Below are 23,889 nucleotides of genomic sequence, written 5' to 3' on the forward strand. Positions count from 1 at the left end.
GTCCGAGCGATCAGACCAGTTCGGCCTGCGGGCCCGCGGGCTGCGGCCCCGCGGCCTCCGGCTCCGGAGGGGCGGTGGGAGCGGGCTTCCGCTCCCACCGCCGGGTGACCCGTACGTAGCCGTAGACGACCGAGGCCATCGCCAGGAGGACCAAGGGGCCGGAGGCCCACGCGTGTTCGGCCATCCGCACCGGCAGGAAGCGGTACGACAGCAGGAGCGCGGTGAAGACCGTCGCGCCGTACGTGACCAGCTGGATGCCGGAGCGGTCCCAGCCGAGGGCGCTCGCGCGCATCGCCGCGTCGATCGTGAGCACGAAGACCACGCCCGCGACGAGGTCCGCGCCGTAGTGGTAGCCGAAGCCCAGGGTCGCGCCAAGGGTGCCGATCAGCCAGAACGTGCCCGCGAAGCGCATCGGCCGTGAGCCCTTGCGGGAGTGGATGAACAGGGTGACGGCCCACGCCGTGTGCAGGCTGGGCATGCAGTTGCGCGGGGTGATCTCGTCGAACGGCATCGGCTGCGGGACGTCCAGCGGCGGGAGCGTGTTCGGCCACAGGTGGGCCGTCGCCCAGGCGCCGCCGTCGGCGCCGAAGGCGTACACCGGGCCGACGACCGGGAAGATCATGTAGATGCCCGGTCCGATCAGGCCGATCACCAGGAAGGTGCGCACCAGGTGATGGCTCGGGAAGCGGCGCTCGACCGCCACGCGGCGCAGCTGGTAGAGCGCGACGAGGGCCGCCGCCAGCGGAAGCTGACCGTAGACGAGGTGGAGGACGAGCGTGCTGACCGGCTCGGTGGCCTCCACGATCCGGCCGGCCAGCCACGAAGGGTCACCCAGCGCGTGATCGGCGGTGACCACGTACTCGTCGAGCACCGTCGCACGGGTCTTGGACGTGATGAGGAGCCAGGTGTCGCCCGCCTTCTGGCCGGCCATCAGCAGCAGGCCGAGACCTACGCCCTTCAGCAGCAGCGCGCGTTCGGGGCCGGTCCGGCGGATGACGGCGATGCCCGCGATGCCCACGATCACCCACAGCGCGCCGTTGCCGAAGTTGCCGTCGGCGAGGGTCGTCTCGGCGCCGATCGCCCACCGCACCAGAAGGAAGGCGAGGTCGATGACGAGCGCGGTGCCCACCGCGATGAACCGCTGCCGCCAGGTGAGCACCACCAATGTCAGGGCCAGGCCGGCGTAGAGGCGGGGTCCCGATTTGGGCGGAAATATCAGTTCCTGGAGCTGGAGGGTGAGAGGTCCCGCCGTGCCGTAGCGGCGCGCGGCGACTTCCATCGTGAGCAGGAAGGCCAGCGCCGCCACACCGGCCGTGGTCCACAGCAGCGCCCGTCGTGGGGATATGCGGGCTCGTGCGGGTCTCAATTGTTGCGCCCCCGTGAAGAACAGATGACCAGTCGATGGTCGTGAGTTCGAACATGCTAAGGGGTCGCTGTGAGCCGTCGGTGCGGTCCCGCTACTTCCGCCCCGTCGCCTCCCGGCACGCATCGGCGTACGCCCGTACCAGCGGACGGTGAGCGTCCTCCTTGCGCCAGGCCAGGGCGTAGCGCGTGGGGGAGAGGTCGTGGACCGGGCGGGTGGTGATGCCGCCGAGGGTGATGAGCGGGGCGTTGCCGGTCGCGACGAAGCAGACCCCCAGACCCGCCACCAGTGCCTCGTACGTCTCCTCCGTGCCGGCGATCTCCGCGCCGATGCGGGGCGGACCGGTGGGGCGTTCGTCGAGGGCGAGCCAGTGGTCGCGCAGGACGCCCGCGCTCGCGGGGAGGGCGAGGAACGGTTCGTCGGCCAGGTCCGCGAGGCTGAGGTCGGTGCGAGCGGCGAGCGGGTGGGTGTCGGGGAGGGCGACCAGGCGGGGCTCCTCGGCGACGACCGTCACGTCATAGCGATCGGCACCGGGCAGGGGCAGCCAGACGAACGCCACGTCCACCTCGCCGTTCGCCAGGCCGGCGGTCGGGTCCTCCCAGGTCATCTGCCGCATCCGCACCACCGCGTCGGGACGCGCCGCGGTGAACCGGGAACGGATCGCCGGGAGCAGGCCGCCGCGGCCCGGGCTGGTGCTCATGCCCACCACCAGCGTGCTGCGCCGGGCCGCCCGCGCCCGTTCCACCTCCGCCGCGGCCTGCTCCCACGCCGCCAGCACACGGCGGGCGTGCGGGAGCAGAGCCGTACCGGCCGCGGTGAGGGCCACGCCCTGCTGCCGGTCGCGGCGGAACAGTTCGGTGCCCAACTGCCGCTCCAGCGCGCGCACCTGCTTGCTCAGGGCGGGCTGGGACACATACAGGCGCTCGGCGGCGCGTGTGAAGTGCAGTTCCTCGGCGACCGTCACGAAGTAGCGCAGGTCTCGTACGTGTACGTCCCTCGTCATAGCCATCGGTTATCAGCGTGGGTCTTGGACGGGCAACTCGGCGCCACGGCAGGGTGGTTCCCGTAACCGAAGGGCAACCGAGACGCGAGGAGCCGTCATGAACAAGGTGTGGCTGATCACGGGTGCGAGCAGCGGGTTCGGGCGGGCGATCGCCGAGGCGGCCCTCGCCGACGGTGATGTGGTGGTCGGCGCGGCCCGCCGCCCCGAGGCGCTCGACGACCTCGTCGCGGCCCACCCCGACCAGGTGGAGGCGCTGCGCCTGGACGTCGCCGACACCGCCGCCGCCGAGGCCGCGGTACGGGACGTCGTGGAGCGGTACGGGCGTATCGACGTCCTGGTCAACAACGCGGGCCGTACGCATGTCGGGGCCTTCGAGGAGACCACCGAGGCGGAGCTGCGCGACCTGTTCGACGTTCATGTCTTCGGGCCCGCCGCCCTCACCCGGGCCGTGCTGCCGCACATGCGCGAACGTCGGTCCGGCGCGATCGTGCAGATGAGCAGTATGGGCGGGCAGATGTCCTTCGCGGGCTTCGGGGCGTACAGCGCCACCAAGTTCGCCCTGGAGGGCATGTCGGAGGCGCTCGCCGACGAGGTGCGGGACTTCGGGATCAAGGTGCTGATCGTCGAACCGGGCTCGTTCCGCACCGGGCTGTTCGACACCAGCAGGGCCGGGATCAGCGCGGACAGCGGCGTGTACGCCAAGGTCGGCGAGACCCGCGGCTTCGTCACCGGCGGCGACGGCACGCAGCCGGGCGACCCCGCCAAGGCGGCGGCCCTCATTCTGACGGCCCTGCGGGCGGAGCGGACCCCGCTGCACCTCCCGCTCGGCGACGACGGCGTCACCGCGGTCCTCGCCCACCTCGACCAGGTCCGCGAGGAGGTCGTGGCCTGGGAGAAGCAGACCCGCGCGACGGCCTTCGACGACTGAGCCCCCTCCCCGCTCCCCGCCACCCGCCCCCGCCCCTCGTCCTGCGGCCCCGCTCTGTCAGTCCTCCGTGCCACGATGGCCCTCTCATCGAGCTGCCGATTCCGGGCCGGGGGGTGTGATGGCGACCGAGGGGCCGCAGGCCGGGCGTGGGGTGCGCCGGGTGTGCGCGCAGGCCGGCGAGTTGTACGGGGCGGCCCGCGCCCTGCGGGAGGATCATCACCGTGCCCTGGACGCCGTGCGCTTGGCGCTCGCTCCGATCCGGGACCGGCTCGTCGCCGAGGAGCTCGAGTCCATCCCCGTCGGCCGGCTGAAGGACGTCACCGAGGGGCGCCTGCGGCTCCAGGCGATGGAGGCCGCGGGAATGACGTCCGTGCGCGCGGTGCACGAGGCGAGCCGGTACGAACTGCGGCAGCTGCCCGGGGTCGGGGAGCAGACGGCCGACCGGGCGCTCGCCGCCGCCCGGCAGATCGCCCGCGCGGTCGCCGAGACCGTCTCCGTCCGCATCGACGTCGACCGTCCCGAACCCCGCACCACCGCCCTCGTCGTCGCCCTGCACCGGCTGGTCGAGGCCGGTCCCGAACTGCGCCGCGCCCTGGACGCCGCCGCGCGGCTCGACGAGCGGCTCGGCGCGCTGCTGCCGGTGGCCAGGCCCGCCGCCGGCCGGCTGCGGATGGTGTTCGCCGGGCGGAAGCGACGCACGCGAGCGCTCGCCGCGGTCGCCGAGCTGCAGCAGATCGTCCGTGACGCACAGGAACGCGACCTGCGGCTGCTGCTCGCCCAGGCCACCACCGACCTGCTGCGCCCGCCCGTCTCCGAGATCGAGGCGTGGGTCGACTTCGAGCTGCGTTCCGCCGAGTACTACAGCCAGCTCGCCGAGATCTCCGAGCACCGCACGGACGTCGCGGCGGGCGAGGGCTTCCTGCCCTCCGAGGTCGCCGAGCGGGTGCACGCCCAGCCGCTCGACGACACCCACCGCCGGGTCTCGCTGCGCGGCTACCAGTCCTTCGGCGCCCGCTTCGCCCTCGCCCAGCGCCGGGTGATCCTCGGCGACGAGATGGGGCTCGGCAAGACCGTCCAGGCCGTCGCGGCACTCGCCCACCTCGCGGCCGAGGGGCACAGCCGCTTCCTGGTGGTCTGCCCGGCCGGCGTGCTGATCAACTGGACCCGGGAGATCCGCGCCCGCAGCACCCTGCGCGCGCTGCCCGTGCACGGCCCGGACCGGCAGGACGCGTACGCCCAGTGGCGCGAGCGCGGCGGAGTCGCCGTCACCACCTTCGACGTCCTGCACACCCTCCCCGCTCCGGACACCTCCAAGGGCAGCGCCCCCGCCCTGCTCGTCGTCGACGAGGCGCACTACGTCAAGAACCCCGACACCCGGCGCGCCCGCACCGTGGCGGTGTGGGCCGGTCGGTGCGAGCGGGTGCTGTTCCTGACCGGCACGCCGATGGAGAACCGCGTCGAGGAGTTCCGCGCGCTGCTGCGTCATGTGCGCCCCGACCTGGTTCCCGCGGTGCGGCGCAGCGACGCGGTCGCCGGCCCGCAGGCGTTCCGCACATCGGTCGCGCCCGCCTACCTGCGCCGCAACCAGCAGGACGTGCTCACCGAACTGCCCGCGCTGCTCCAGGTCGACGAGTGGGAGGAGTTCAGCGCCGCCGACCAGGACGCCTACCGCGCGGCCGTCGCCGAGGGGAACTTCATGGCGATGCGCCGGGCCGCGTACGCCGATCCGGAGAAGTCCGCGAAGCTCCAGCGGCTGCGTGAACTCGTGGAGGAGGCGGCGGACAACGGGCTCAAGGTGGTCGTGTTCTCGTACTTCCGGGACGTCCTGGCCGCCGTGGCGCAGGTGCTCGGGGAGACGACCGCGCGGACACCCGTCCTCGGCCCCATATCCGGCTCCGTGCCGGCCGCCCGCCGACAGCAGCTGGTCGACGACTTCACCGGCGCCGGCGGTCCCGCCGTGCTGCTCTCGCAGATCGAGGCAGGCGGCGTCGGGCTCAACCTCCAGGCAGCGTCCGTGGTCGTGCTGTGCGAACCACAGGTGAAACCCACGCTGGAGCACCAGGCCGTGGCCCGCGCCCACCGCATGGGCCAGACCCGCCCGGTCCAGGTGCACCGGCTGCTGGCGGCCGACAGCGTGGACGAGCGGCTGCTGCACATCCTGGAGAACAAGCGCCGCCTGTTCGACGCCTACGCCCGGCGCAGCGACACCGCGGAGGCGACCCCGGACGCCGTGGACGTGTCCGACGCCGCGCTCGCCCGCCGCATCGTCGAGGAGGAGCAGCAGCGGCTGGCAGGCAACGCCGCGGGCACCGCCCGCATATGACGGCCGCATGGCGGCTCTGTTTCGTTCGTGCAGGGCCCTTGTGCAATTCCTGTGGAACCCTCAATCTTTCGGCTGACGCACACGTGCCGCTCCCGCTTGTCATGGTCATGACCTGTATGGCGGAAAGGGAGTGGCCAGCTCGGCGTGCACCACCCCACACGCACCACCGACTGAGGAGGACCCCTCATGCGTCACGCCCGCAGCACCCGGCGAAGACTGGCCGCGATCGGCGCGGCGGCCACCGCGGCCCTCACCGCGAGCCTCGTCTCCGCCCTCCCCGCCACGGCCGCCACGGCCGCCGAGGGCCGTATCCAGTACGAGGGCGCCGCGAACGCCGTACCCGGCAGCTACGTCATCACCCTCAAGGGCACGAAGGCCGGCTCCGCCGAGGGTCGCGCGCTCGCCGCGAAGTACGGCGCCGACATCGAGCGGACCTACACCAAGGCCCTCAACGGCTACGAGATCGAGGCGTCCGAGACCGAGGCGAAACGTCTCGCCGCCGACCCGGCCGTTGCCTCGGTGATCCAGAACCGCACCTTCCGCATCACCGGCACCCAGCCCAACCCGCCTTCCTGGGGCCTGGACCGGGTCGACCAGAGGAACCTGCCGCTCAACAGCTCGTACACCTACCCGGACTCCGCCGGGCAGGGCGTGACCGCGTACGTCATCGACACCGGCGTCCGCATCACGCACAGCGACTTCGGCGGCCGGGCCTCCAACGGCTACGACGCCATCGACAACGACAACACCGCCCAGGACGGCCACGGCCACGGCACGCACGTCGCCGGCACGGTCGCGGGCAACGCCTACGGTGTCGCCAAGAAGGCCAAGGTCGTCGCCGTCCGGGTGCTGGACAACTCCGGCTCCGGCACTACCGCGCAGGTCGTCGCCGGCATCGACTGGGTGGCGCGCAACGCCGTCAAGCCGGCCGTCGCCAACATGTCCCTCGGCGGCGGCGCCGACAGCGCCCTCGACACGGCCGTCCGCAACGCGATCGCCTCCGGCGTCACCTTCGTCGTCGCGGCCGGCAACGAGTCCACCAACGCCTCCACCAAGTCCCCGGCCCGCGTCACCGAGGCGATCACGGTCGGCGCCACCACCTCCAGCGACGCCCGCGCCAGCTACTCCAACTACGGCTCGGTGCTGGACCTGTTCGCGCCCGGCTCCTCCATCACCTCCGCCTGGCGCACCAGCGACACGGCCACCAACACCATCTCCGGTACGTCCATGGCGAGCCCGCACGTCGCCGGTGCCGCCGCCCTGCACCTGGCCGACAACCCCTCGGCCACCCCCGCCCAGGTCTCCTCCGCGCTGACCTCCGCCGCCACCACCGGCGTCGTCGGCAACCCCGGCACCGGCTCGCCCAACCGCCTGCTGTACGTCGGGGACGGCGGCACCACGCCGCCTCCGGGTGACCGCTTCGAGAACACCGAGGGCGCGGCCATCGCCGACAACTCCACCGTCGAGTCCCCGGTGACCGTCACCGGAGTCGCCGGCAACGCACCGTCCGACCTGGCCGTCGACGTGGACATCACCCACACCTACATCGGCGACCTCCGGGTCCAGCTGATCGCCCCCGACGGCACGGCCTACACGCTGAAGGCGTACGGCACCGGCGGCAGCTCGGACAACATCAGGACCACGTACACGGTCAACGCCTCCTCGGAGACGGCGAACGGCACGTGGAAGCTCCGGGTCAGCGACAACGCGACCTGGGACACCGGCCGCCTCAACAGCTGGGCCCTCCAGTTCTGACCTGACGCCGGCCCACTGACACACCCTCATCACCCTCGTCCTCGCGGACGGGCCCCGGGTCCGTGACCCAGCCCGCCGCGAGGACGAGGCGCGTCTCCCGGGTGCACGGCGAGGAATCCCGGCACCACCGCGCTCGCAAGCGCCAGGTCCGTGTCGGGGGCCGGGGCGACCGGCGTTCGGGCCACGGCTCTGTCCGAACGACTCGCTCGCCCACGCGTCGAGCGCTGTCCGGGCGGCACCCGCGTCGGAGGGGAGCCCGCGGTGTGTCGCGTCCGGGAGTTCCCGTCGCCATGCGTCGCGGACCCGCAGCCGGGCCGCCGTCCCCGCACCGCCCGGACCGTCGTGTTCGCCACCCCGGTGTCTCCCCCGATCCTCCCGCGCTTACGATGCGGCCAGCCGCACGTCGGCCGTCCCCTGCCCGTCCTGTCGTCCCGTCCTGTCGTCCCGTCTTGTCGTCCCGTCTTGTCGTCGCGTCGCCCGCAGCCGAAACAGGAGCACGGTACTCGTGTCCATACCTCCGCCCTCCGGGCCCCAGCACCCGCAGGACCCGCAGGGCCTCCAGGGCCCGTACCCGGCTGCCCGGCCTCAGCACCACACCCAGCCCCAGCCCCAGCCCCAAGGCGCCTACTCGCCACCCCAGTTGCCCTATGCCGCCGCGCCGGGATTCGCGCCGTACGGTCTCTACGGGCCCTACGGCCCGCGCCCCCCGGCGGCCGTCAACGGGGTCGCGATCGCCTCGCTCGTCCTCGGTGTGCTCTGCTTCCTGCCGGCCGTCGGGCTCGTGCTGGGGCTGATCGCGCTGCGGCAGATCCGGCGGCGGGGCGAGCGGGGCCGGGGGATGGCCGTCGCCGGGTCCGTGCTGTCGTCCGTGGGGCTCGCGCTGTGGGTGGTGTCGCTGTCCACCGGCGTCGCGGCCGACGTCTGGCAGGGCTTCAAGGACGGCGCCCGCGCCGACAGCGTGCTCGCGCTGCGCAAGGGCGACTGCTTCAACTCGCCCGGCGGTCTGGAGGGCTGGGCGACCGAGGCCACCACGGTGCCCTGCGCGAGGGCGCACGACGGCGAGGTCTTCGCCGTCCTCACCCGGCCCGACGGCGCCTACCCCGGCGACGACCGGCTCACCGATCTCGCCGACGAGCGGTGCTACGCCCTCCAGGACGCCTACGTCATGGACAGCTGGGCCCTGCCGGACGACGTGGCCGTGTACTACCTCGTGCCGTCCCGGCAGAGCTGGCGCTACGGCGACCGCGAGATCACCTGCGTCTTCGGCCACCAGGACGCGAAGACCAGGCTCACCGGATCCCTGCGCCGGGACGAGACCACCCTCGACACGCACCAGGTGACCTATCTCGAGGCGGCCCAGGGGCTCAACACGGCCATGGAGAAGGCACCGGTGGCGGAGCCCTCCGACGAGGAACTGGCGGACCACACCGAGTGGGCGCGCGAGGTCGCCGACGCGCTGGCCGAGCAGACCGGGACGCTGCGTGCGCATCCGTGGCCGGGCGACGCCCGGAGGCCGCTCGCGGAGCTGGCCGGCGAGCTGGAGAAGGCCGAGGAGGAGTGGACGGCGGCCGCCGGGGCCACGGACCTGGACACCTACTACGACCACTACGACAAGGGCTGGGCCCTCCTCGACGCCCGGAAGTCGGTCACCGCACGCAAGGCTCTGGGCCTGGCCACCACCCCGCCGGAAGCGGAGAGGGACGCCGAGCGCGGAGGGGGAGGCGGGGCCATCGAGGTGTGAGGGCCGCCACAGCGGGGAGAAAGTGCCTGCGTAAACGCCTCCCCCGGCGCATGTCATCACATCGAGTGATTCTCTGGCCTTTGCTTGCCTGGCCGAACCCTCGGTTGCCACGCTGTTGCTGTCTGTACAACCTGATGGGAGCGGCCAGTGACATTCGGTGAGCAGCCGGCGTACCTGCGTGTCGCGGGTGATCTCCGCAAGAAGATCGTCGACGGCCTGCTGCCACCGCACACCCGCCTCCCCTCCCAGGCGAGGATCCGCGAGGAGTACGGCGTCTCGGACACGGTCGCGCTGGAGGCCCGCAAGGTGCTCATGGCGGAGGGCCTCGTCGAGGGCCGCTCCGGTTCGGGGACGTACGTCCGCGAGCGGCCGGTGCCCCGGCGCATCGCGCGCTCCGGCTTCCGTCCCGAGCGGGGGGCCACGCCCTTCCGGCAGGAGCAGGCCGACGCCGGTGTCCGCGGCACCTGGGAGTCCAGCAGCGAGCAGACCGAGGCCCACGGCGCCGTCGCCGAGCGGCTCGGCATCGAGCCCGGTGACCGTGTGATGCGCACCAAGTACCTGTTCCGGGAGGCCGGTGAGCCGATGATGCTCTCCACCTCCTGGGAGCCGCTCGCGCTGACCGGGCGGACGCCGGTGATGCTGCCCGAGGAGGGGCCGCTCGGCGGCATGGGCGTCGTCGAGCGCATGCGCGCCATCGACGTGATCGTGGACAACGTCACCGAGGAGGTCGGCGCCCGCCCCGGCCTCGCCGAGGAACTGGCCCTCCTGGGCGGGGTCCCCGGCCATGTCGTCCTGGTCATCCAGCGGACGTACTTCGCGTCGGGCCGCCCGGTGGAGACGGCGGACGTGGTGATCCCCGCGGACCGGTACCGGGCGTCGTATCACCTGCCGGTGAAGTAGCTCACGTCACCCTTCTGCTGCGCGCCCTTTCGCGCGCCCCGCGTGCGGCAGGGCGCCGGCGCACTCGCCCGGCCGGGAACGACCCCGCGCCGTAGCAATCCGGTCGTTCTCGCAGGTCGATCGCAGGTCGCTACGGACCCGGGTGCATGGGGCGGTGTGCCGCTGACCGGATGCGTCGAGGGGCGTGCGCGGCGCGTTCACCACCGTGCGCCCCCTGCGTTCTGGCTGGTTGCGTACCTCTTTGTGAAAAGGCGTATTCGCTGCGTGAAGGTAAGGCGTAGGCTCGGGCATATGCGGACTGCGGTTTCCTTACCGGGCGGGGCGCGGCACAGGCCGCGGGCGGGAAGTGGAGGGGCGCGATGAACGACGGCACGGTCACTCTTCCCTGGCTCGTCGTGCGGCAGGACGACAACGGCAATCGCTACCGCGTGGGCCGGTACGCGACCCGCGCCGAGGCGCAGAAGATCGCGGACAGCCTCGACAGCCGCGGGCACAAGCAGCTGTACTGGGTCGAGCGCATCGGCCAGAACGGCACGGGCGCGGGCTGAGCCCCGGCCGGTCACCGGTCTCCCGTAGGCTCCGGCGCATGAGCGAGCGGATCGTGGTGGTCGGCGCGGCCCTGTGGCACGAGGGGCGGCTGCTCGCCGCGCGCCGCAGCGCACCGGCCGAGCTGGCCGGGCGGTGGGAGCTGCCCGGGGGAAAGGTCGAGCCGGGGGAGACCGGAGAGGCGGCCGTCGTACGGGAGTTGCGCGAGGAACTCGGCGTCGACGCCGAGGCCGGTGAGCGCGTGCCGGGGGAGTGGCCGCTGAGGCCCCCGTACGTGATGCACGTGTGGACCGCGACCCTGCGCCCCGGATCCGCCGCCCCCCGCCCACTCGAGGACCACGACGCACTGCGCTGGCTCACCCCCGCCGAGATCTGGCATGTCGACTGGCTCGACCACGACATCCCGGCCGTCGAGGCCACCCTCACCCACGACACCGCCGCCTCCCCGCGGCGGCGGGACCCTTGAGGGCTTCCGGCGGAAGAGCCGCGGGTGCACCGAAGCACTGCCCGGTGCGGCGCGCGAGCCCCCGCGCGTCCCGTGCGCTGCGATGCGCCCTGCGGGCGGTAATCCGCCCCGGATATCGGGTATGTGCCCATTAACCCCACGAAACCGGACAGGGGTGGACTCGCTCGCCTGGGAAGTGATCCGTGTGATCGAGACCGAGGGCGACCGTGCCGCCTGGAGCTTCCCCGCGGAGCCGGGTGCCGTGCGTGCCGCACGCTCCGCCGTCCGCGCCCAACTGCACGGCTGGGACCTCGATCGCCTGGCCGATCTGGCGGCCCTGCTGGTCAGCGAACTGGTCACCAACTCCCTGCGGCACGCCACCGGTCCCATCGAGGTGCGCCTCGTGCGCCCCACCGCCCTCGACGAAGTCCTCCTGGTCGAGGTCTCCGACCCGCTGCCGGACTTCCCGCGCGAGCGCGTCGCCCGCCCCGACGACGAGAGCGGACGCGGACTGCAACTCGTCGCCTCCGCCTCACGCCGCTGGGGCACCCGGCCCGGCGGCGCCGGAAAGACGGTGTGGTTCGAACTCGGAGTGCCCACCTGACGGTGTACGCGCACGCCCCGCCTGTCGATCGGCTGGTTCGGGCCTGCGGCGGTTGCCGAAGAGGGGGATTCGACGACGTGTCCGCTGGTTAGAAGACTGGGAGTGTTCTCACGGCGCGGACCGAAAAGCATCGGGACCGTGCTGTGATCGTGAACACCGTGTTGTGCGGCGCCGTAGTGCTGGATACTGCGGGCAGCCGCCCCCGGTGACCGGTGCCGGACGCGGTGAGCTGGAGGGGACGGTTCGCGTGAGCGAGATACCAGCGAAGGCCACGGAGTCCGAGGACCCGTCGGACGGCGCGACGACCGATGCCGTGGGCGGCCCGGTGCCGGGGCCCGGCGGCGATGCCGAATCCGCCGACGCGATGTGGCAGAGCAGCCCACCCGGCTCCATGTACGACTACATCAAGGTGGCCTCCTTCTCCATCGGCCCGGACGGGCTGGTCGACCAGTGGAGCCTGCGCGCCGAGCAGCTCTTCGGCATCCCCGCCGACCGTGCCGTCGGCATGGACCCCATCGCGGCCTTCGTCGACCCGCACCGGCGCGAGCAGGGCCAGCGCAAGATGGCCGAGATCCTCGACGGCCGCGAGTGGACCGGAGTGGTGCCCTTCCGGGTGCCGGAGACCGGCGGGACGGCGGAGCTCCGACGCGGACAGACCGGCCTCGCCGAGGTGTACGTCATGCCGACGCGCACCGAGGACGGGGAGCGGGCCGCCGTCTGCATCGTCGTCGACGTACGCACCCTGCGCCGCATCGAGACCGACCTCGCCGCCTCGCAGGCCATATTCGGCCAATCCCCCTTCGGCTTCCTGCTGATCGACACCGACCTGCGGGTGCGCCGCGCCAACGAGCGGTTCGCGTCCATCTTCGGCGGCACGCCCGACGACCACCGCGGCAAGGGCGTGCACGACTATCTGCCGCGCGGTGAGGCCGAGCGGGTCGCGGCGACCCTGCGCCGGGTGCTGGAGACCGGCGACTCCATCACGGACATGCACGTCACCGGCTTCGTGCCGGGCTCCGACGAGCGCCGCCACTGGTCCGTGAACCTCTACCGCGTGCACAGCGGCACCGGCCGCCCCATCGGGATCGCCTGGCTGGGCACGGACATCACCGCCCGCCGCGCCGCCGCCCGCGAGGCCGCCGCCGCACGGCGCAATCTCGCCCTCCTCAACGAGGCCGGCGCCCGCATCGGCAACTCCCTCGACCTGGAGACCACCGCACGCGAACTCCTCGACGTGGTCGTCCCCGGCTTCTGCGACCTGGCCACCGTCGACCTGTACCAGGGGCTGCTGGCCGGTGACGAGACCCCGCCCGGACTGGCCGACGGCAGCGCGGAGGTACGCAGGGTCGCGTTCGCCAGCGCCGTGTCCGACGGGCCGTTCAGCGGGACCGGTGAGCCCGTGAAGCTGGGCGCGGTCCACCACTACCCGTTCAACTCGCCCTGCGCGGACGCCCTGCGCACCGCCCGCCCGCAGATCGTCCCCGGAGAGGACGGCGGGCTCGTGCAGTCCACGCTCGCCGTGCCGATGGTCGCCCACGACACGGTCGTCGGGCTCGCGCAGTTCGCCCGGACCAAGGGCAGCGAGCCGTTCGGGGACCGGGACCGGGCCCTCGCCGTCGAACTGGCCGCGCGGGCCGCCGTCTGCATCGACAACGCCCGCCTGTACCGGCGCGAGCACGAACGCGCGTTGATACTGCAGCGGTCCCTGCTCCCGCCCGGCGACCCGGAGGCCTCCGGCCTCGACATCGCCTGCCGCTACCTGCCCGGCAACGCGGCGACCGGCCGGCCCAGCGAGGTCGGCGGCGACTGGTTCGACGTCATCGAACTCCCCGGTCACCGCACGGCGTTGGTGGTCGGCGACGTCATGGGCCGCGGCCTGCGCGCGGCGGTCGCGATGGGCGAACTGCGCACCGCGGTGCGCACTCTCGCCCAGCTGGACCTCGAACCGGCCGAGGTGCTCTCCCAGTTGGACGAGATCGCCCGCGGCCTCGGCGCCCCCGGAGGGCCCTCGCAGGCGTTCGGCTCGGCGGGAGGCGTCCAGCAGGCCACCCGCGCCGCCCGCCGCCCCCGCGAGGCCGACCTCTCCGAGGTCTACCTGGCGACCTGCGTCTACGCCGTCTACGACTCGGTGACCAGACGCTGCACCTTCGCCAACGCCGGCCACCTGCCGCCCGTCCTGGTCGAACCCGGCGAGTCCGCGCTGATGCTGGACGTGCCCCCCGGCATGCCGCTCGGCGTCGGCGGGGAACCCTTCGAGGAGGTCGAGGTCGAACTGCCCGAAGGCGCCCTGCTCGCGCTCTACACGGATGGACTGGTCGAAAGCCGCGACCACCCCCTCGACGAGGGCCTCCAGGCGTTCGTCGGCGCGCTCACGGACCCGGCCCGCCCCCTGGAGGACGTCTGCGATCACGTCCTCAACACCCTCGACACCCACCACGGCGAGGACGACATCGCCCTGCTCATGGCCCGCGTCCAGGGGCTGCCCGCCGACTCCGTGGGCGACTGGACCCTGCCGCGCGAGCCGCGCAGCGTGGGCCGCGCCCGCGAGTACGCCCGTGCCCAGCTCCTCAGCTGGGACATGGAGCCCCTCGTCGACACCACGGAACTCCTGGTCAGCGAACTGGTCACCAACGCCCTGCGCTACGGCGAGGGCGAGATCAGACTCCGCCTCCTGCTCGACCGCACCCTGGTCTGCGAGGTCTGGGACTCCGGCCTGGTCCAGCCGCGCCGCCGCCGCGCCCGCGACACCGACGAGGGCGGCCGCGGCCTCCAGCTCGTCGGACTCCTCAGCGCGGCCTGGGGCTCCCGCCGCACGCCGCGCGGCAAGACGGTCTGGTTCGAACTCCCCCTCCCGGGCGGCGACACCGGCCTCACCGACCCGGCGGAAGCCCTGCTGAGCCTGTTCTGACGCCCATGCACACACCCCAGCCCCGCCTGACGGCACCCGGCCTCACCCTGCGCCCCTGGAGCCCCGCGGACGCACCCGCGCTGGCCGAGCTGTACCAGGACGTGTCCCTGCGCCGCTGGACGAGCGCTCCGGTACACGACGAGCCGAGCGCGGCCGCCTGGGTGGCCGGGCAGCTGCGCGGCTGGGAGACGGGCACCCGGCTCGCCTTCGCCGTGCAGGACGCCGACGGCCGCCTGGCAGGCCATGTCGTCGTCAAACGCGCCGCTGCCGGCGCCGATTGCGCCGAAGTCGGCTACTGGACCGCGCCGCACGCCCGCGGACGGGGCGTCGCCCCGCGCGCCCTGAGGACGCTGACCGACTGGGCGTTCGCGACCTACGCCGAGCGGGGACTCACCTGGCTCGGCCTCCTCCACCAGGCCGGAAACACGGCCTCGTGCAGGGTCGCCGAGAAGGCGGGCTACGAGCTGAAGGACGTCCTCCCCGCGGCCCCGCCCGCCTTTCCCCAGGCCGGCCACCTGCACATCCGGCGCGCACCTTCGAACGGCTGATCGCAACCGGCGTCCCCCTGATCGTCGTCCTCCCCGGCAACATCAGCTGCGAGGGGGTCCCGGATGACGGCTACGGAGTCACAGGAACAGGCGGCCGGTCAGGGCGAGAACCCCTCGGAGGGATCGGCGGGTTCGGCGGGCCCGGAGGGTTCTGCGGGCCCGGCGGCTGACGACAAGCGCCGCAGGCCCTGGGTGCGGTGGGGCCGGCGTGCCGCGCTCGGACTCGTCCTCCTCCTGATCGTCCCGCTTCTCGTCGCCGAGACCGCCCTGTGGATCAACAACACCGGTGACCCCGCGGACGGCACCCGCACCCGCAACCGTGACGCCCTCTGGCTCGGACACGCCTGGGTGGACGGGCGGAAGAAGGACGCCGACGTCGAGGCGCTCGCCCGGCGGCTGCGTGACACCGGCGTCCGGGATCTGTACGTCCACTCCGGACCGCTGGAGCACGACGGCACCCTGCCCGAGTCCGCCTACCCCCGCGCCCGTTGGTTCATCGACGCCGTGCACCGGGAGATGCCCGGCGTCCGCGTGCAGGCCTGGCTGGGGGACGTCGTCGCCCCCGAGCACCCCGAGGGGCTGCACCTGGAGCGGGCCGGGTCACGGGCCGCGATCCTGACCTCCACCCGGCAGGTCCTCGACGCCGGATACGACGGCGTGCACTTCGATCTGGAGCCCCTCCACTCCGGCGACCGGCACTTCCTCACGCTCCTCGACGCCCTGCACCGCGAGACCCGCTCCCGCGACGTTCCCCTGTCCGTCGCCGCCCACCAGATCGACCCGCTGCCCGGTTTCCACTCCGTGTGGGGCACTCTCACCGGTCACCCCAAGTGGTGGTCCCAGGAGTTCTTCGGCCAGGTCGCCCGCCGCGTCGACCAGATCGCCCTCATGTCCTACGACACCAAGCAGCCCCTGGAGAGCACCTACGGCGGCTACGTCGCCCAGCAGACCTCCCTCGCCCTGGAGGTCACCCCGCCCAGCACCGACCTGCTGATGGGCCTGCCCTTCTTCTACGAGAGCGACTTCAGCCACTGGGGTCACGCCGAGACGGTCCCCGCGGCCGTCCGCGGCGTCCGTCTCGGTCTGTCCCGCACCGACGCCGACCGCGCGGGCTTCGGCGTCGCCCTCTACGTCGACTTCGCGGCCAAGGAGGCGGACTGGGCGGCGTACCGGAAGGACTGGGTGGGCAAACCCTGACGGCACCCAGACGTCATCGGAGCTTTCCCCGACAGCGACCCGTTGTTTGTTGTTGTCGTCCCGTTCGCCCCCTACGGTCCGTTACTCCTACGTCCGTGAGGAATACCGACCCATGCGAGCGCTACTCACCAGCAAGGTCGCACGGCGCGGCCTGCGTCCGATCCTCGGCCTGATCGACCAGCGCATCGAGCGCCAGGTCAGGCGGGAACTCACGAATCTGCGCGACGACCGCCGGCCCCTGGAGTTCTTCTTCGACGGCACCGGCCGCGGCATCTCCCGGCTGCCCTCCCCACCCCATCTCGAACGCACCGTCGCCGAGCTCGCCAAGGTCACCGGCGACCGCGACGGCGCGGAACGCAACATCGCCCAGGCATTCCGGCTGCTCGTCGCCCTGGAGGCGCTCGGTGTCGGCCGGATCGCGGGCGGCACCATGAACATCTGCGGCAAGCTCTCCGCCGTGCCGCTGCTCGACCCGCCGAACGACGACATCCTGGAGATCGGCACCCTGTACGGCATGTTCGGCACCGGCCTGATCCGCATGATGCAGCGCGCCGGACACGACCCGCGGCTCACCATCGTCGACCCGCTCGCCGGTGAGCAGCTCCAGCCCGGCACCAAGACCACCGCCGACCCGACCGGCACGCCGGTGCGCGAGGCCGCGGTGCGCGCCAACCTCGCCCTCGCCGGTGAGGCCGGCACCGCGGCTCGCATCCAGCGGGGCTTCTCCGAGGACCCGGAGGTGCGCGCGCAGGTCTCCGACCGGTCCTACGGCGTGATCATCGTGGACGGCGACCACTCGGCCGCCGGGGTCGCCGCCGACCTGGAGTGGGCCGAGCAGATCGTCGCCCCCGGCGGCATCGTCGTCCTCGACGACTTCGGCGACCCCAAGTGGCCCGGCATCAAGGAGGCGTTCGACAAGCACATGGCCACCGACACCCGCCTGACCTTCCTCGGGAAGGTGGCCCGCTCGGGCTATCTGCGGGCCAGGGCGTCAGGATGACGCGGACCTGCGCCGGATCTTGTTCCCCAGCCACACCAGCGGGTCGTACTTGCGGTCCACCGCCCGTTCCTTCAGCGGGATCAGCGCGTTGTCCGTGATCTTGATGCCCTCGGGGCAGACCTCCGTGCAGCACTTGGTGATGTTGCAATAGCCGAGACCGTGCTCGTCCTGGGCCGTGCGCTTGCGGTCCAGGCCGGTCTCCTCCGCCGCGTCCAGCGGATGCATGTCGAGCTCAGCCACCCGCATCAGGAACCGCGGTCCGGCGAACGCCTGCTTGTTCTCCTCGTGGTCGCGCACCACATGGCAGGTGTCCTGGCACAGGAAGCACTCGATGCACTTGCGGAACTCCTGCGAGCGGTCCACGTCCTCCTGCATCATCCGGTACTCGCCAGGACCGACCCCCTCCGGCGGCACGAACGCCGGGACCTGCCGTGCCTTGGTGTAGTTGAAGCCGACGTCCGTCACCAGGTCACGGACCACCGGGAAGGCCCGCAGCGGGGTCACGGTGATGGTCTCGTCCCGCTCGAACACCGACATGCGGGTCATGCACATCAGCCGGGGACGTCCGTTGATCTCCGCCGAGCACGAACCGCACTTGCCGGCCTTGCAGTTCCAGCGCACGGCCAGATCCGGGGCCTGGGTGGCCTGAAGGCGGTGGATGATGTCGAGCACCACCTCGCCGTCGTTCACCTCGACCGCGAAGTCCTCCAGGCCGCCGCCCTGCACGTCCCCCCGCCACACCTTGAAGCGGGCCTCGTAGCTGCTCACTCGTACAGCTCCTCTTCGGCGAGGTACTTGACCAGCTCCTCCTTCTCGAAGAGGGCGAGCAGGTCGGGGCGGATGGGTTCGGTGGTCTCACGGGTCAGGGCGATCTGGCCGCGCACCGGGTCGGTGGCCGCGAGGCCGCCCGTGGGATCGGTCAGCCGGCACAGCAGATTGACGTTGCGCCACTTGCGGTCCATCGCCGCGTGGTCCTCACGCGTGTGCCCGCCGCGCGACTCGGTGCGCTCCAGCGCGGCCCGCGCCACGCACTCGCTGACCAGCAGCATGTTCCGCAGGTCCAGCGCCAGATGCCAGCCCGGGTTGAACTGCCGGTGCCCCTCCACCCCGGCCCGGCGGGCCCGTACCCGCAGCTCGGCGAGTTTCTCCAGGGCCTGCTTCATCTCCGGCTCGCGGCGGATGATGCCGACCAGGTCGTTCATCGTCTGCTGGAGCTCCTGGTGCAGGGTGTACGGGTTCTCCGGCGGGCCCTCGGCCGGTACCTCGCCCTCCGCGGAGAACGGCCGCAGCGCCTCGGCGGCCGCCGTGTCCACCTGCACGTCGTCCACCCGGGGCCTCGCCCCGGCCCGCTCACCGGCGTACTCGGCCGCGTGCCAGCCGGCCCGGCGGCCGAACACCAGCAGATCGGACAGCGAGTTGCCGCCGAGCCGGTTGGAGCCGTGCATCCCGCCCGCGACCTCACCGGCCGCGAACAGCCCTGGCACGCCGCGCGCCGCCGCCGAGTCGGAGTCGACCGCGATGCCGCCCATCACGTAGTGACAGGTCGGCCCGACCTCCATCGGCTCGGCGGTGATGTCGACGTCCGCCAGCTCCTTGAACTGGTGGTACATCGACGGCAGCCGCCGCTTGATGACCTCGGCCGGCATCCGCGTGGACACGTCCAGGAAGACGCCGCCGTGCGGGGAGCCGCGGCCCGCCTTCACCTCGGCGTTGATCGCGCGGGCCACCTCGTCGCGGGGCAGCAGCTCGGGCGGGCGGCGGTTGTGGTCCGGGTCGTCGTACCAGCGGTCGCCCTCCTCCTCGGACTCCGCGTACTTGTCCTTGAAGACGTCCGGGATGTAGTCGAACATGAACCGCTTGCCCTCGGAGTTCCTGAGCACCCCGCCGTCACCGCGCACCGACTCGGTGACCAGGATCCCCTTCACCGAAGGCGGCCAGACCATGCCCGTCGGGTGGAACTGCACGAACTCCATGTTCAGCAGCGGCGCGCCCGCGAGCAGCGCCAGCGCGTGACCGTCGCCGGTGTACTCCCACGAGTTCGACGTCACCTTGAACGACTTGCCGATGCCGCCGGTCGCGATCACCACGGCGGGCGCCTCCAGCACGAAGAAGCGCCCGGACTCCCGCTCGTAGCCGAAGACCCCGCTGACCTGCTCGCCGTCCTTCAGCACCCGCGTGACGGTGCACTCCTGGAAGACCTTCAGCCGGGACTCGTAGTCCCCGGTCTCCCGGAAGTCCTCCTGCTGCAGCGCGACGATCTTCTGCTGGAGGGTGCGGATCAGCTCCAGGCCCGTGCGGTCGCCGACGTGGGCCAGGCGCGGGTACTCGTGGCCGCCGAAGTTGCGCTGCGAGATCCGGCCGTCCTTCGTCCGGTCGAACAGCGCGCCCCACGTCTCGAGCTCCCACACCCGCTCGGGCGCCTCCTGGGCGTGCAGCTCGGCCATCCGCCACTGGTTGAGGAACTTCCCGCCGCGCATGGTGTCGCGGAAGTGCACCTGCCAGTTGTCCCCGGCGTTGACGTTTCCCATCGCAGCCGCGATGCCGCCCTCCGCCATCACGGTGTGCGCCTTGCCGAACAGCGACTTGCAGATCACGGCCGTACGGGCGCCCCGCTCGCGCGCCTCGATGGCGGCGCGCAGTCCGGCGCCGCCCGCGCCGACCACGACGACGTCCCACTCCTGCCGGTCGACCACGGACATCAGAAGAACCTCGGATCCTCGAAGACACCGGACGCGATCAGATAGACGTAGAGGTCGGCGAGCGCCACGCTCACCAGGGAGGCCCATGCGAGCAGCATGTGGCGGGCGTTCAGCCTGCCGACCCACTGCCACATCCGGTAGCGGACCGGATGCCTGGAGAAGTGCTTGAGCTTGCCGCCCACGATGTGCCGGCAGGAGTGGCAGGAGATCGTGTACGCCCAGATCAGCACGATGTTGACGAGGAACACCAGGGTGCCGAGGCCCATGTGGCCCCACTCGTAGTTCTCGTCGCGGAAGGCGAGCACGGTGTCGTAGGTGAGGATGCCCGCGACCGGGATCGCCGCGTAGAAGAAGTAGCGGTGGATGTTCTGCAGGATCAGCGGGAAGCGGGTCTCGCCGGTGTACTTCTTGTGCGGCTCGGCGACCGCGCAGGCCGGAGGGGACGCCCAGAAGCCCCGGTAGTAGGCCTTGCGGTAGTAGTAGCAGGTCAGCCGGAAGCCCAGCGGGAAGATCAGGATGATGATCGCCGGTGAGATGCCCCACCAGCTGCCGAAGATCTCCCAGTTGGGGCCGGCCTTCATCGGCTCGCAGTTCTCCGCGAGGCACGGGGAGTAGAACGGCGAGACGTACGGCGCCGCGTAGTAGTCGGCGTTCGCGAAGGCCCGCCAGGTCGAGTAGACGATGAAGGCGAGCAGACCGGCCGCGGTGGCGGCCGGGGCCAGCCACCAGCGGTCGGTGCGCAGGTGCGGGGCGTCGATCGCGGCACGCGTACCGGCTCGTACGCCGCCGCGACGGGGATGGGTTTCGGTGTCGGGGGGTTCCGTACCAGTGGCCACGTGTCCACTCCGCTAGGGGTCAGGAATGCGCGTCCGGCGAGGTCCCGCCGGGCGGTCAGGGCGCGTGACGGTCGCGGGCGCCGAGACCCTCGTCGTCCGTGTCCACCCACAGCGACGGGTCGTACGGGGTGTCGGAGATGGTGACGAGGTCGGGCCGCTTCTGCGCGCCGGCCGGGGTGGCGGCCGTCTCCCGCAGCAGCGCGACGCTCTCACGCAGGTGACTGGCGTCGGCGCGGACGCGGCGCATCTCCAGGCCACCGCCGCCGAGCTGCTTCTCCAGGCGCCCCACCGACCGCATCAGGTCGTCGAGACACCGCTGGACGGTTGTCAGTTCGTCGTGCACGGACATGACTTGCCCTCACTTCCGCGGGTCCTTCGTGGCCCAAGGCGGCAACGTTCATGCGCCTGCGAGTGTTGCGCGTCACACCTTGCGCTGTGAAGGGATGTGCATCGATTGGCCGAGGCGCATGGGTGCATCGCACGGTGCGTTGCGCCGCACGGGTGGGCTTCCCACCCATGGCCGCCGTGTCGCTCTCGGTTGCCGAACCCTTTCCTCTTCAGTGGCCGCATACATCAGATGAGCTCCAAATACCACCAAAAGTGATCGTAACGCCCGCGGCTTCCCGGAGGTAACCCAGAGATGTCCCACGACGGCGTCGGCCCGCGCGCGGTCATGCGCTCGGTCGCCTTCCTGACCGCGGCCGCTCTCGCGGTGACCGCGCTGGCCGGATGCGGCTCCGAGGACCCGGCGGGCAAGCCGCTCGCCGGACCGGACATCCAGCGCGCCGCCCGCGCCGACATCGCCGACGGCGGCACCCTGCGCTGGGCCGTGGACACCGTCCCCGACACCCTGAACACCTTCCAGGCGGACGCCGACCCCACCACGACCCGGATCGCCCAGGCGGTCCTGCCGTCGATGTTCCGGATGGACAGCCGCGGCCGGCCGGTGCGCAACGCCGACTACCTGGAGTCCGCGGAGGTCGTCGACACCGAGCCCAAGCAGGTCGTCCTCTACAAACTCAGCCAGCAGGCCGTCTGGAGCGACGGCCGCGAGATCGGCGCCGCCGACTTCGCGGCCCAGTGGCGCGCCCTGTCCGGCAAGGACACCGCCTACTGGACCGCCCGCAACGCCGGCTACGACCGCATCGAGAAGATCGAGCGCGGCAAGGGGAACCTCGAGGTCAAGGTCACCTTCAGCCGCGCCTACGCCGACTGGAGGTCGCTGTTCACGCCCCTGTACCCGAAGGAGGTCATGGGCAGCCCGGACGCCTTCAACGACGGGGCCCGCACGAAGCTGAAGATCAGCGCCGGGCCGTTCAAGGTGAAGAAGGTCGACCGGGACGACGACGAGGTGACCCTCACGCGCAACGGCCGCTGGTGGGGCGATCCGGCGCGGCTGGAGAAGATCGTGCTGCGGGCGGTGCCGCGGGACGACCGGATCTCCGCGCTCGCCGAGGGCGACATCGACCTGGCCGAGATCGACCCCACGGCCGCCCGGAGGATCAGCGTGGCCGCGCGGCCGAAGGGTGAGAACGAGCCTTTGATGGGTCCCGGCGACAACAAGTCCGCCGCCGATGCCCTGCGCTCCTGGGCGGTCGCCAACGGCTCCGACGAGGAGGCCGCCGACGAGGAGATCTCCGCCCGGGAGGAGCGCAGCGAGGCGGCGGACCAGTACGCCCGCGAGCAGCGGGCGCTCGCCGGTTACGAGGTCCGCAAGTCGCTGGAGCCCGCGTACACGCAGCTCGCGCTCAACGGGGCCGAGGGGCCGCTGGCCGACGAGCGGGTGCGCCGTGCGGTGGCTCGCGCGCTGGACCGGGAAGAGCTGGCCGAGGCGGTCCTGGGGCCCCTCGGCCTGCCCGCGAAGCCGGTCGGCAGCCACCTCGCCCTGTCCGGCCAGGCCGCCTACGCCGACAACAGCGGGGCGCTCGGTGAGCAGGACACGGCGGAGGCGCGGGCCCTGCTGGCCGACGCGGGGTGGGTGCCGGGCGGGCCGGTCGAGGAGCAGAAGAAAGGGGAGAAGGGAGAGAAGGGAGAGAAGGCGGCGGGCTCGGAGAACTCTGAGGACTCCGAGGACTCGGAGGGCTCGGAGAGCTCCGGGGACTCCTCGGAGGAGTCGGGCGAGTCCGAGGGTGGTGACGACGGTACGTACATCGTCGGGGAGGACGAGGAGGAGGAGAGCGGGGACGACGGCAAGGCGCCGCGTGAGTCCGCCACCCTCGACGGTGAGGGGCAGCTGGCCCACGACGGTGCGGTGCAGCGCAAGCAGGGCAGCCCGCCCGGCGCCTACGCCCCCAAGGGCACCGCGGCACCCGCCAACGCCGAGACCGCCCCGCTCGCCAAGGACGGCAAGGCCCTCACCCTGCGCTTCGTCGTCCCGGCCGGGCCCGGCTCGGACACGCTGCGCACGGTGGCCGAGCGGATCTCCCGGATGCTGAAGAAGATCGGCATCCGCACGGACATCTCCAAGGTGGACGACGAGAGCTACTTCAAGGACCACATCGCGTCGGGTGAGTACGACCTGGCCCTGTACTCCTGGCCGGCCACGGCCTACCCGGCGACGGACGCCCGGCCGGTCTACGCGAAGCCGGTGCCGGCCGCCGACGGCTCGCTGAACGTCGAGCAGAACTACACGCGCGTCGGCACCGACCAGGTGGACCAGCTCTTCGACCAGGCGATGACGACGCTGGACGACTCCGAGCGCAGCGCCCTGCTCCGCAAGGCCGACTCCCGCATCTGGGCAGCCGCCGGCTCCATCCCCCTCTACCAGCGCCCCCAACTGGTAGCGGCCCGCAAGACCCTCTCCAACACAGGCGCCTTCGGCTTCCGCACCCCGCTCTACGAGGACATGGGCTTCCTCAAGAAGGGCGCCCAGGGTCCGGCGCGACCGAGTCCGTCCTGACGAGCGGCTTCGGTGGGGGTGTGCGTTGCGTGCCTGCGGCGCCAGTGCGGCTTCGGTGGGGGTGCGCGTAGCGCCTCATGCCGGTGGGTGGGGCGGGGCCGGGGCGGTGGTGTCCGTCCTCGGTCTGGCGCGGAATCGGTCGACTCGAGAAGCGGGGGGTGTTGACGCGCCGGCCGCTGCGGGCGGACACCACC

Annotated in this window: 18 protein-coding genes and 1 pseudogene; 13 read left to right on the forward strand and 6 right to left on the reverse strand. The window is 72.2% G+C overall.

Features of this window, described 5'->3' with window-relative positions; genetic code table 11:
- Positions 1–10 precede the first annotated feature (10 nt).
- Both AB0412_RS23425 and AB0412_RS23430 read right to left on the reverse strand, forming a co-directional pair.
- A complete protein-coding gene (locus tag AB0412_RS23425) occupies positions 11–1,327 on the reverse strand; it encodes a phosphatase PAP2 family protein (protein WP_366404535.1) in 1,317 nt (438 codons plus the stop codon).
- Between the two features lie 130 nt (positions 1,328–1,457).
- Positions 1,458–2,372: a LysR family transcriptional regulator gene (locus AB0412_RS23430; protein ID WP_366404514.1), complete on the reverse strand. Its 915-nt coding sequence runs from the start codon at positions 2,370–2,372 to the stop codon at positions 1,458–1,460.
- 91 nt (positions 2,373–2,463) lie between these two features.
- Here AB0412_RS23430 and AB0412_RS23435 point away from each other — a divergent pair, with 91 nt between their 5' ends.
- From AB0412_RS23435 to AB0412_RS23490, 12 genes and pseudogenes are all read left to right on the forward strand, one after another.
- Positions 2,464–3,294, forward strand: a complete 831-nt coding sequence (locus AB0412_RS23435; RefSeq protein WP_366404515.1) for an oxidoreductase — start codon at positions 2,464–2,466, stop codon at positions 3,292–3,294.
- A gap of 118 nt (positions 3,295–3,412) precedes the next feature.
- Complete coding sequence (locus tag AB0412_RS23440; protein WP_366404516.1) at positions 3,413–5,617, forward strand: DEAD/DEAH box helicase; 2,205 nt, start codon at positions 3,413–3,415, stop codon at positions 5,615–5,617.
- A gap of 186 nt (positions 5,618–5,803) precedes the next feature.
- Positions 5,804–7,372, forward strand: a complete 1,569-nt coding sequence (locus AB0412_RS23445; protein WP_366404517.1) for a S8 family peptidase — start codon at positions 5,804–5,806, stop codon at positions 7,370–7,372.
- Between the two features lie 505 nt (positions 7,373–7,877).
- On the forward strand, positions 7,878–9,113 hold the full coding sequence (locus tag AB0412_RS23450) for a DUF4190 domain-containing protein (RefSeq protein ID WP_366404518.1): 1,236 nt from the start codon (positions 7,878–7,880) through the stop codon (positions 9,111–9,113).
- A 147-nt stretch (positions 9,114–9,260) separates the two neighbouring features.
- Positions 9,261–10,013, forward strand: a complete 753-nt coding sequence (locus tag AB0412_RS23455) for a GntR family transcriptional regulator (RefSeq protein WP_366404519.1) — start codon at positions 9,261–9,263, stop codon at positions 10,011–10,013.
- A 326-nt stretch (positions 10,014–10,339) separates the two neighbouring features.
- Positions 10,340–10,561: pseudogene (locus AB0412_RS23460) on the forward strand (SPOR domain-containing protein); the annotation flags it as partial.
- 38 nt (positions 10,562–10,599) lie between these two features.
- Entirely contained in the window at positions 10,600–11,025 is a 426-nt protein-coding gene (locus tag AB0412_RS23465) for a (deoxy)nucleoside triphosphate pyrophosphohydrolase (RefSeq protein WP_366404520.1), read from the forward strand.
- A 154-nt stretch (positions 11,026–11,179) separates the two neighbouring features.
- A complete protein-coding gene (locus AB0412_RS23470; protein WP_366404521.1) occupies positions 11,180–11,608 on the forward strand; it encodes an ATP-binding protein in 429 nt (142 codons plus the stop codon).
- Positions 11,609–11,855: 247 nt separating this feature from the next.
- Positions 11,856–14,516: a SpoIIE family protein phosphatase gene (locus AB0412_RS23475; RefSeq protein ID WP_366404522.1), complete on the forward strand. Its 2,661-nt coding sequence runs from the start codon at positions 11,856–11,858 to the stop codon at positions 14,514–14,516.
- 5 nt (positions 14,517–14,521) lie between these two features.
- Entirely contained in the window at positions 14,522–15,064 is a 543-nt protein-coding gene (locus tag AB0412_RS23480) for a GNAT family N-acetyltransferase (protein ID WP_366404523.1), read from the forward strand.
- A gap of 63 nt (positions 15,065–15,127) precedes the next feature.
- On the forward strand, positions 15,128–16,261 hold the full coding sequence (locus AB0412_RS23485; RefSeq protein ID WP_366404524.1) for a hypothetical protein: 1,134 nt from the start codon (positions 15,128–15,130) through the stop codon (positions 16,259–16,261).
- 112 nt (positions 16,262–16,373) lie between these two features.
- On the forward strand, positions 16,374–17,261 hold the full coding sequence (locus tag AB0412_RS23490) for a class I SAM-dependent methyltransferase (RefSeq protein WP_366404525.1): 888 nt from the start codon (positions 16,374–16,376) through the stop codon (positions 17,259–17,261).
- Here AB0412_RS23490 and AB0412_RS23495 read toward each other — a convergent pair.
- The 4 genes from AB0412_RS23495 to AB0412_RS23510 are packed head-to-tail and all read right to left on the reverse strand — an operon-like array spanning position 17,253 to position 21,145.
- The gene (locus AB0412_RS23495; RefSeq protein WP_366404526.1) at positions 17,253–18,029 is read right to left on the reverse strand and encodes a succinate dehydrogenase/fumarate reductase iron-sulfur subunit; all 777 of its coding nucleotides are present in this window, start codon (positions 18,027–18,029) and stop codon (positions 17,253–17,255) included. The genes AB0412_RS23490 and AB0412_RS23495 overlap by 9 nt on opposite strands.
- Complete coding sequence (locus AB0412_RS23500) at positions 18,026–19,960, reverse strand: fumarate reductase/succinate dehydrogenase flavoprotein subunit (protein ID WP_366404527.1); 1,935 nt, start codon at positions 19,958–19,960, stop codon at positions 18,026–18,028. Before AB0412_RS23500 ends, AB0412_RS23495 begins: the two co-directional genes overlap by 4 nt.
- Positions 19,960–20,796, reverse strand: a complete 837-nt coding sequence (locus AB0412_RS23505) for a hypothetical protein (RefSeq protein WP_366404528.1) — start codon at positions 20,794–20,796, stop codon at positions 19,960–19,962. The genes AB0412_RS23500 and AB0412_RS23505 overlap by 1 nt, the downstream gene beginning before the upstream one ends.
- Positions 20,797–20,851: 55 nt before the next feature.
- Positions 20,852–21,145 carry a hypothetical protein gene (locus tag AB0412_RS23510; RefSeq protein ID WP_366404529.1) on the reverse strand — a complete coding sequence of 98 codons (294 nt, stop codon included), beginning with the start codon at positions 21,143–21,145 and terminating at the stop codon, positions 20,852–20,854.
- Positions 21,146–21,436: 291 nt separating this feature from the next.
- On the opposite strand from AB0412_RS23510, the gene AB0412_RS23515 reads away from it, so the two are divergent.
- Positions 21,437–23,695, forward strand: a complete 2,259-nt coding sequence (locus tag AB0412_RS23515; protein ID WP_366404530.1) for an ABC transporter family substrate-binding protein — start codon at positions 21,437–21,439, stop codon at positions 23,693–23,695.
- Positions 23,696–23,889 lie beyond the last annotated feature (194 nt).

This window comes from Streptomyces sp. NPDC052012 (assembly GCF_040689265.1).
GTDB lineage: Bacteria > Actinomycetota > Actinomycetes > Streptomycetales > Streptomycetaceae > Streptomyces.

Bases quoted from the DNA above. Each gene is read 5' to 3' on its own strand.
- AB0412_RS23430 (WP_366404514.1), bottom strand. From the start codon at position 2,372: ATGGCTATGACGAGGGACGTACACGTACGAGACCTGCGCTACTTCGTG.
- AB0412_RS23435 (WP_366404515.1), top strand. From the start codon at position 2,464: ATGAACAAGGTGTGGCTGATCACGGGTGCGAGCAGCGGGTTCGGGCGG.
- AB0412_RS23440 (WP_366404516.1), top strand. From the start codon at position 3,413: ATGGCGACCGAGGGGCCGCAGGCCGGGCGTGGGGTGCGCCGGGTGTGC.
- AB0412_RS23445 (WP_366404517.1), top strand. From the start codon at position 5,804: ATGCGTCACGCCCGCAGCACCCGGCGAAGACTGGCCGCGATCGGCGCG.
- AB0412_RS23465 (WP_366404520.1), top strand. From the start codon at position 10,600: ATGAGCGAGCGGATCGTGGTGGTCGGCGCGGCCCTGTGGCACGAGGGG.
- AB0412_RS23480 (WP_366404523.1), top strand. From the start codon at position 14,522: ATGCACACACCCCAGCCCCGCCTGACGGCACCCGGCCTCACCCTGCGC.
- AB0412_RS23485 (WP_366404524.1), top strand. From the start codon at position 15,128: ATGACGGCTACGGAGTCACAGGAACAGGCGGCCGGTCAGGGCGAGAAC.
- AB0412_RS23490 (WP_366404525.1), top strand. From the start codon at position 16,374: ATGCGAGCGCTACTCACCAGCAAGGTCGCACGGCGCGGCCTGCGTCCG.
- AB0412_RS23500 (WP_366404527.1), bottom strand. From the start codon at position 19,960: ATGTCCGTGGTCGACCGGCAGGAGTGGGACGTCGTCGTGGTCGGCGCG.
- AB0412_RS23510 (WP_366404529.1), bottom strand. From the start codon at position 21,145: ATGTCCGTGCACGACGAACTGACAACCGTCCAGCGGTGTCTCGACGAC.
- AB0412_RS23515 (WP_366404530.1), top strand. From the start codon at position 21,437: ATGTCCCACGACGGCGTCGGCCCGCGCGCGGTCATGCGCTCGGTCGCC.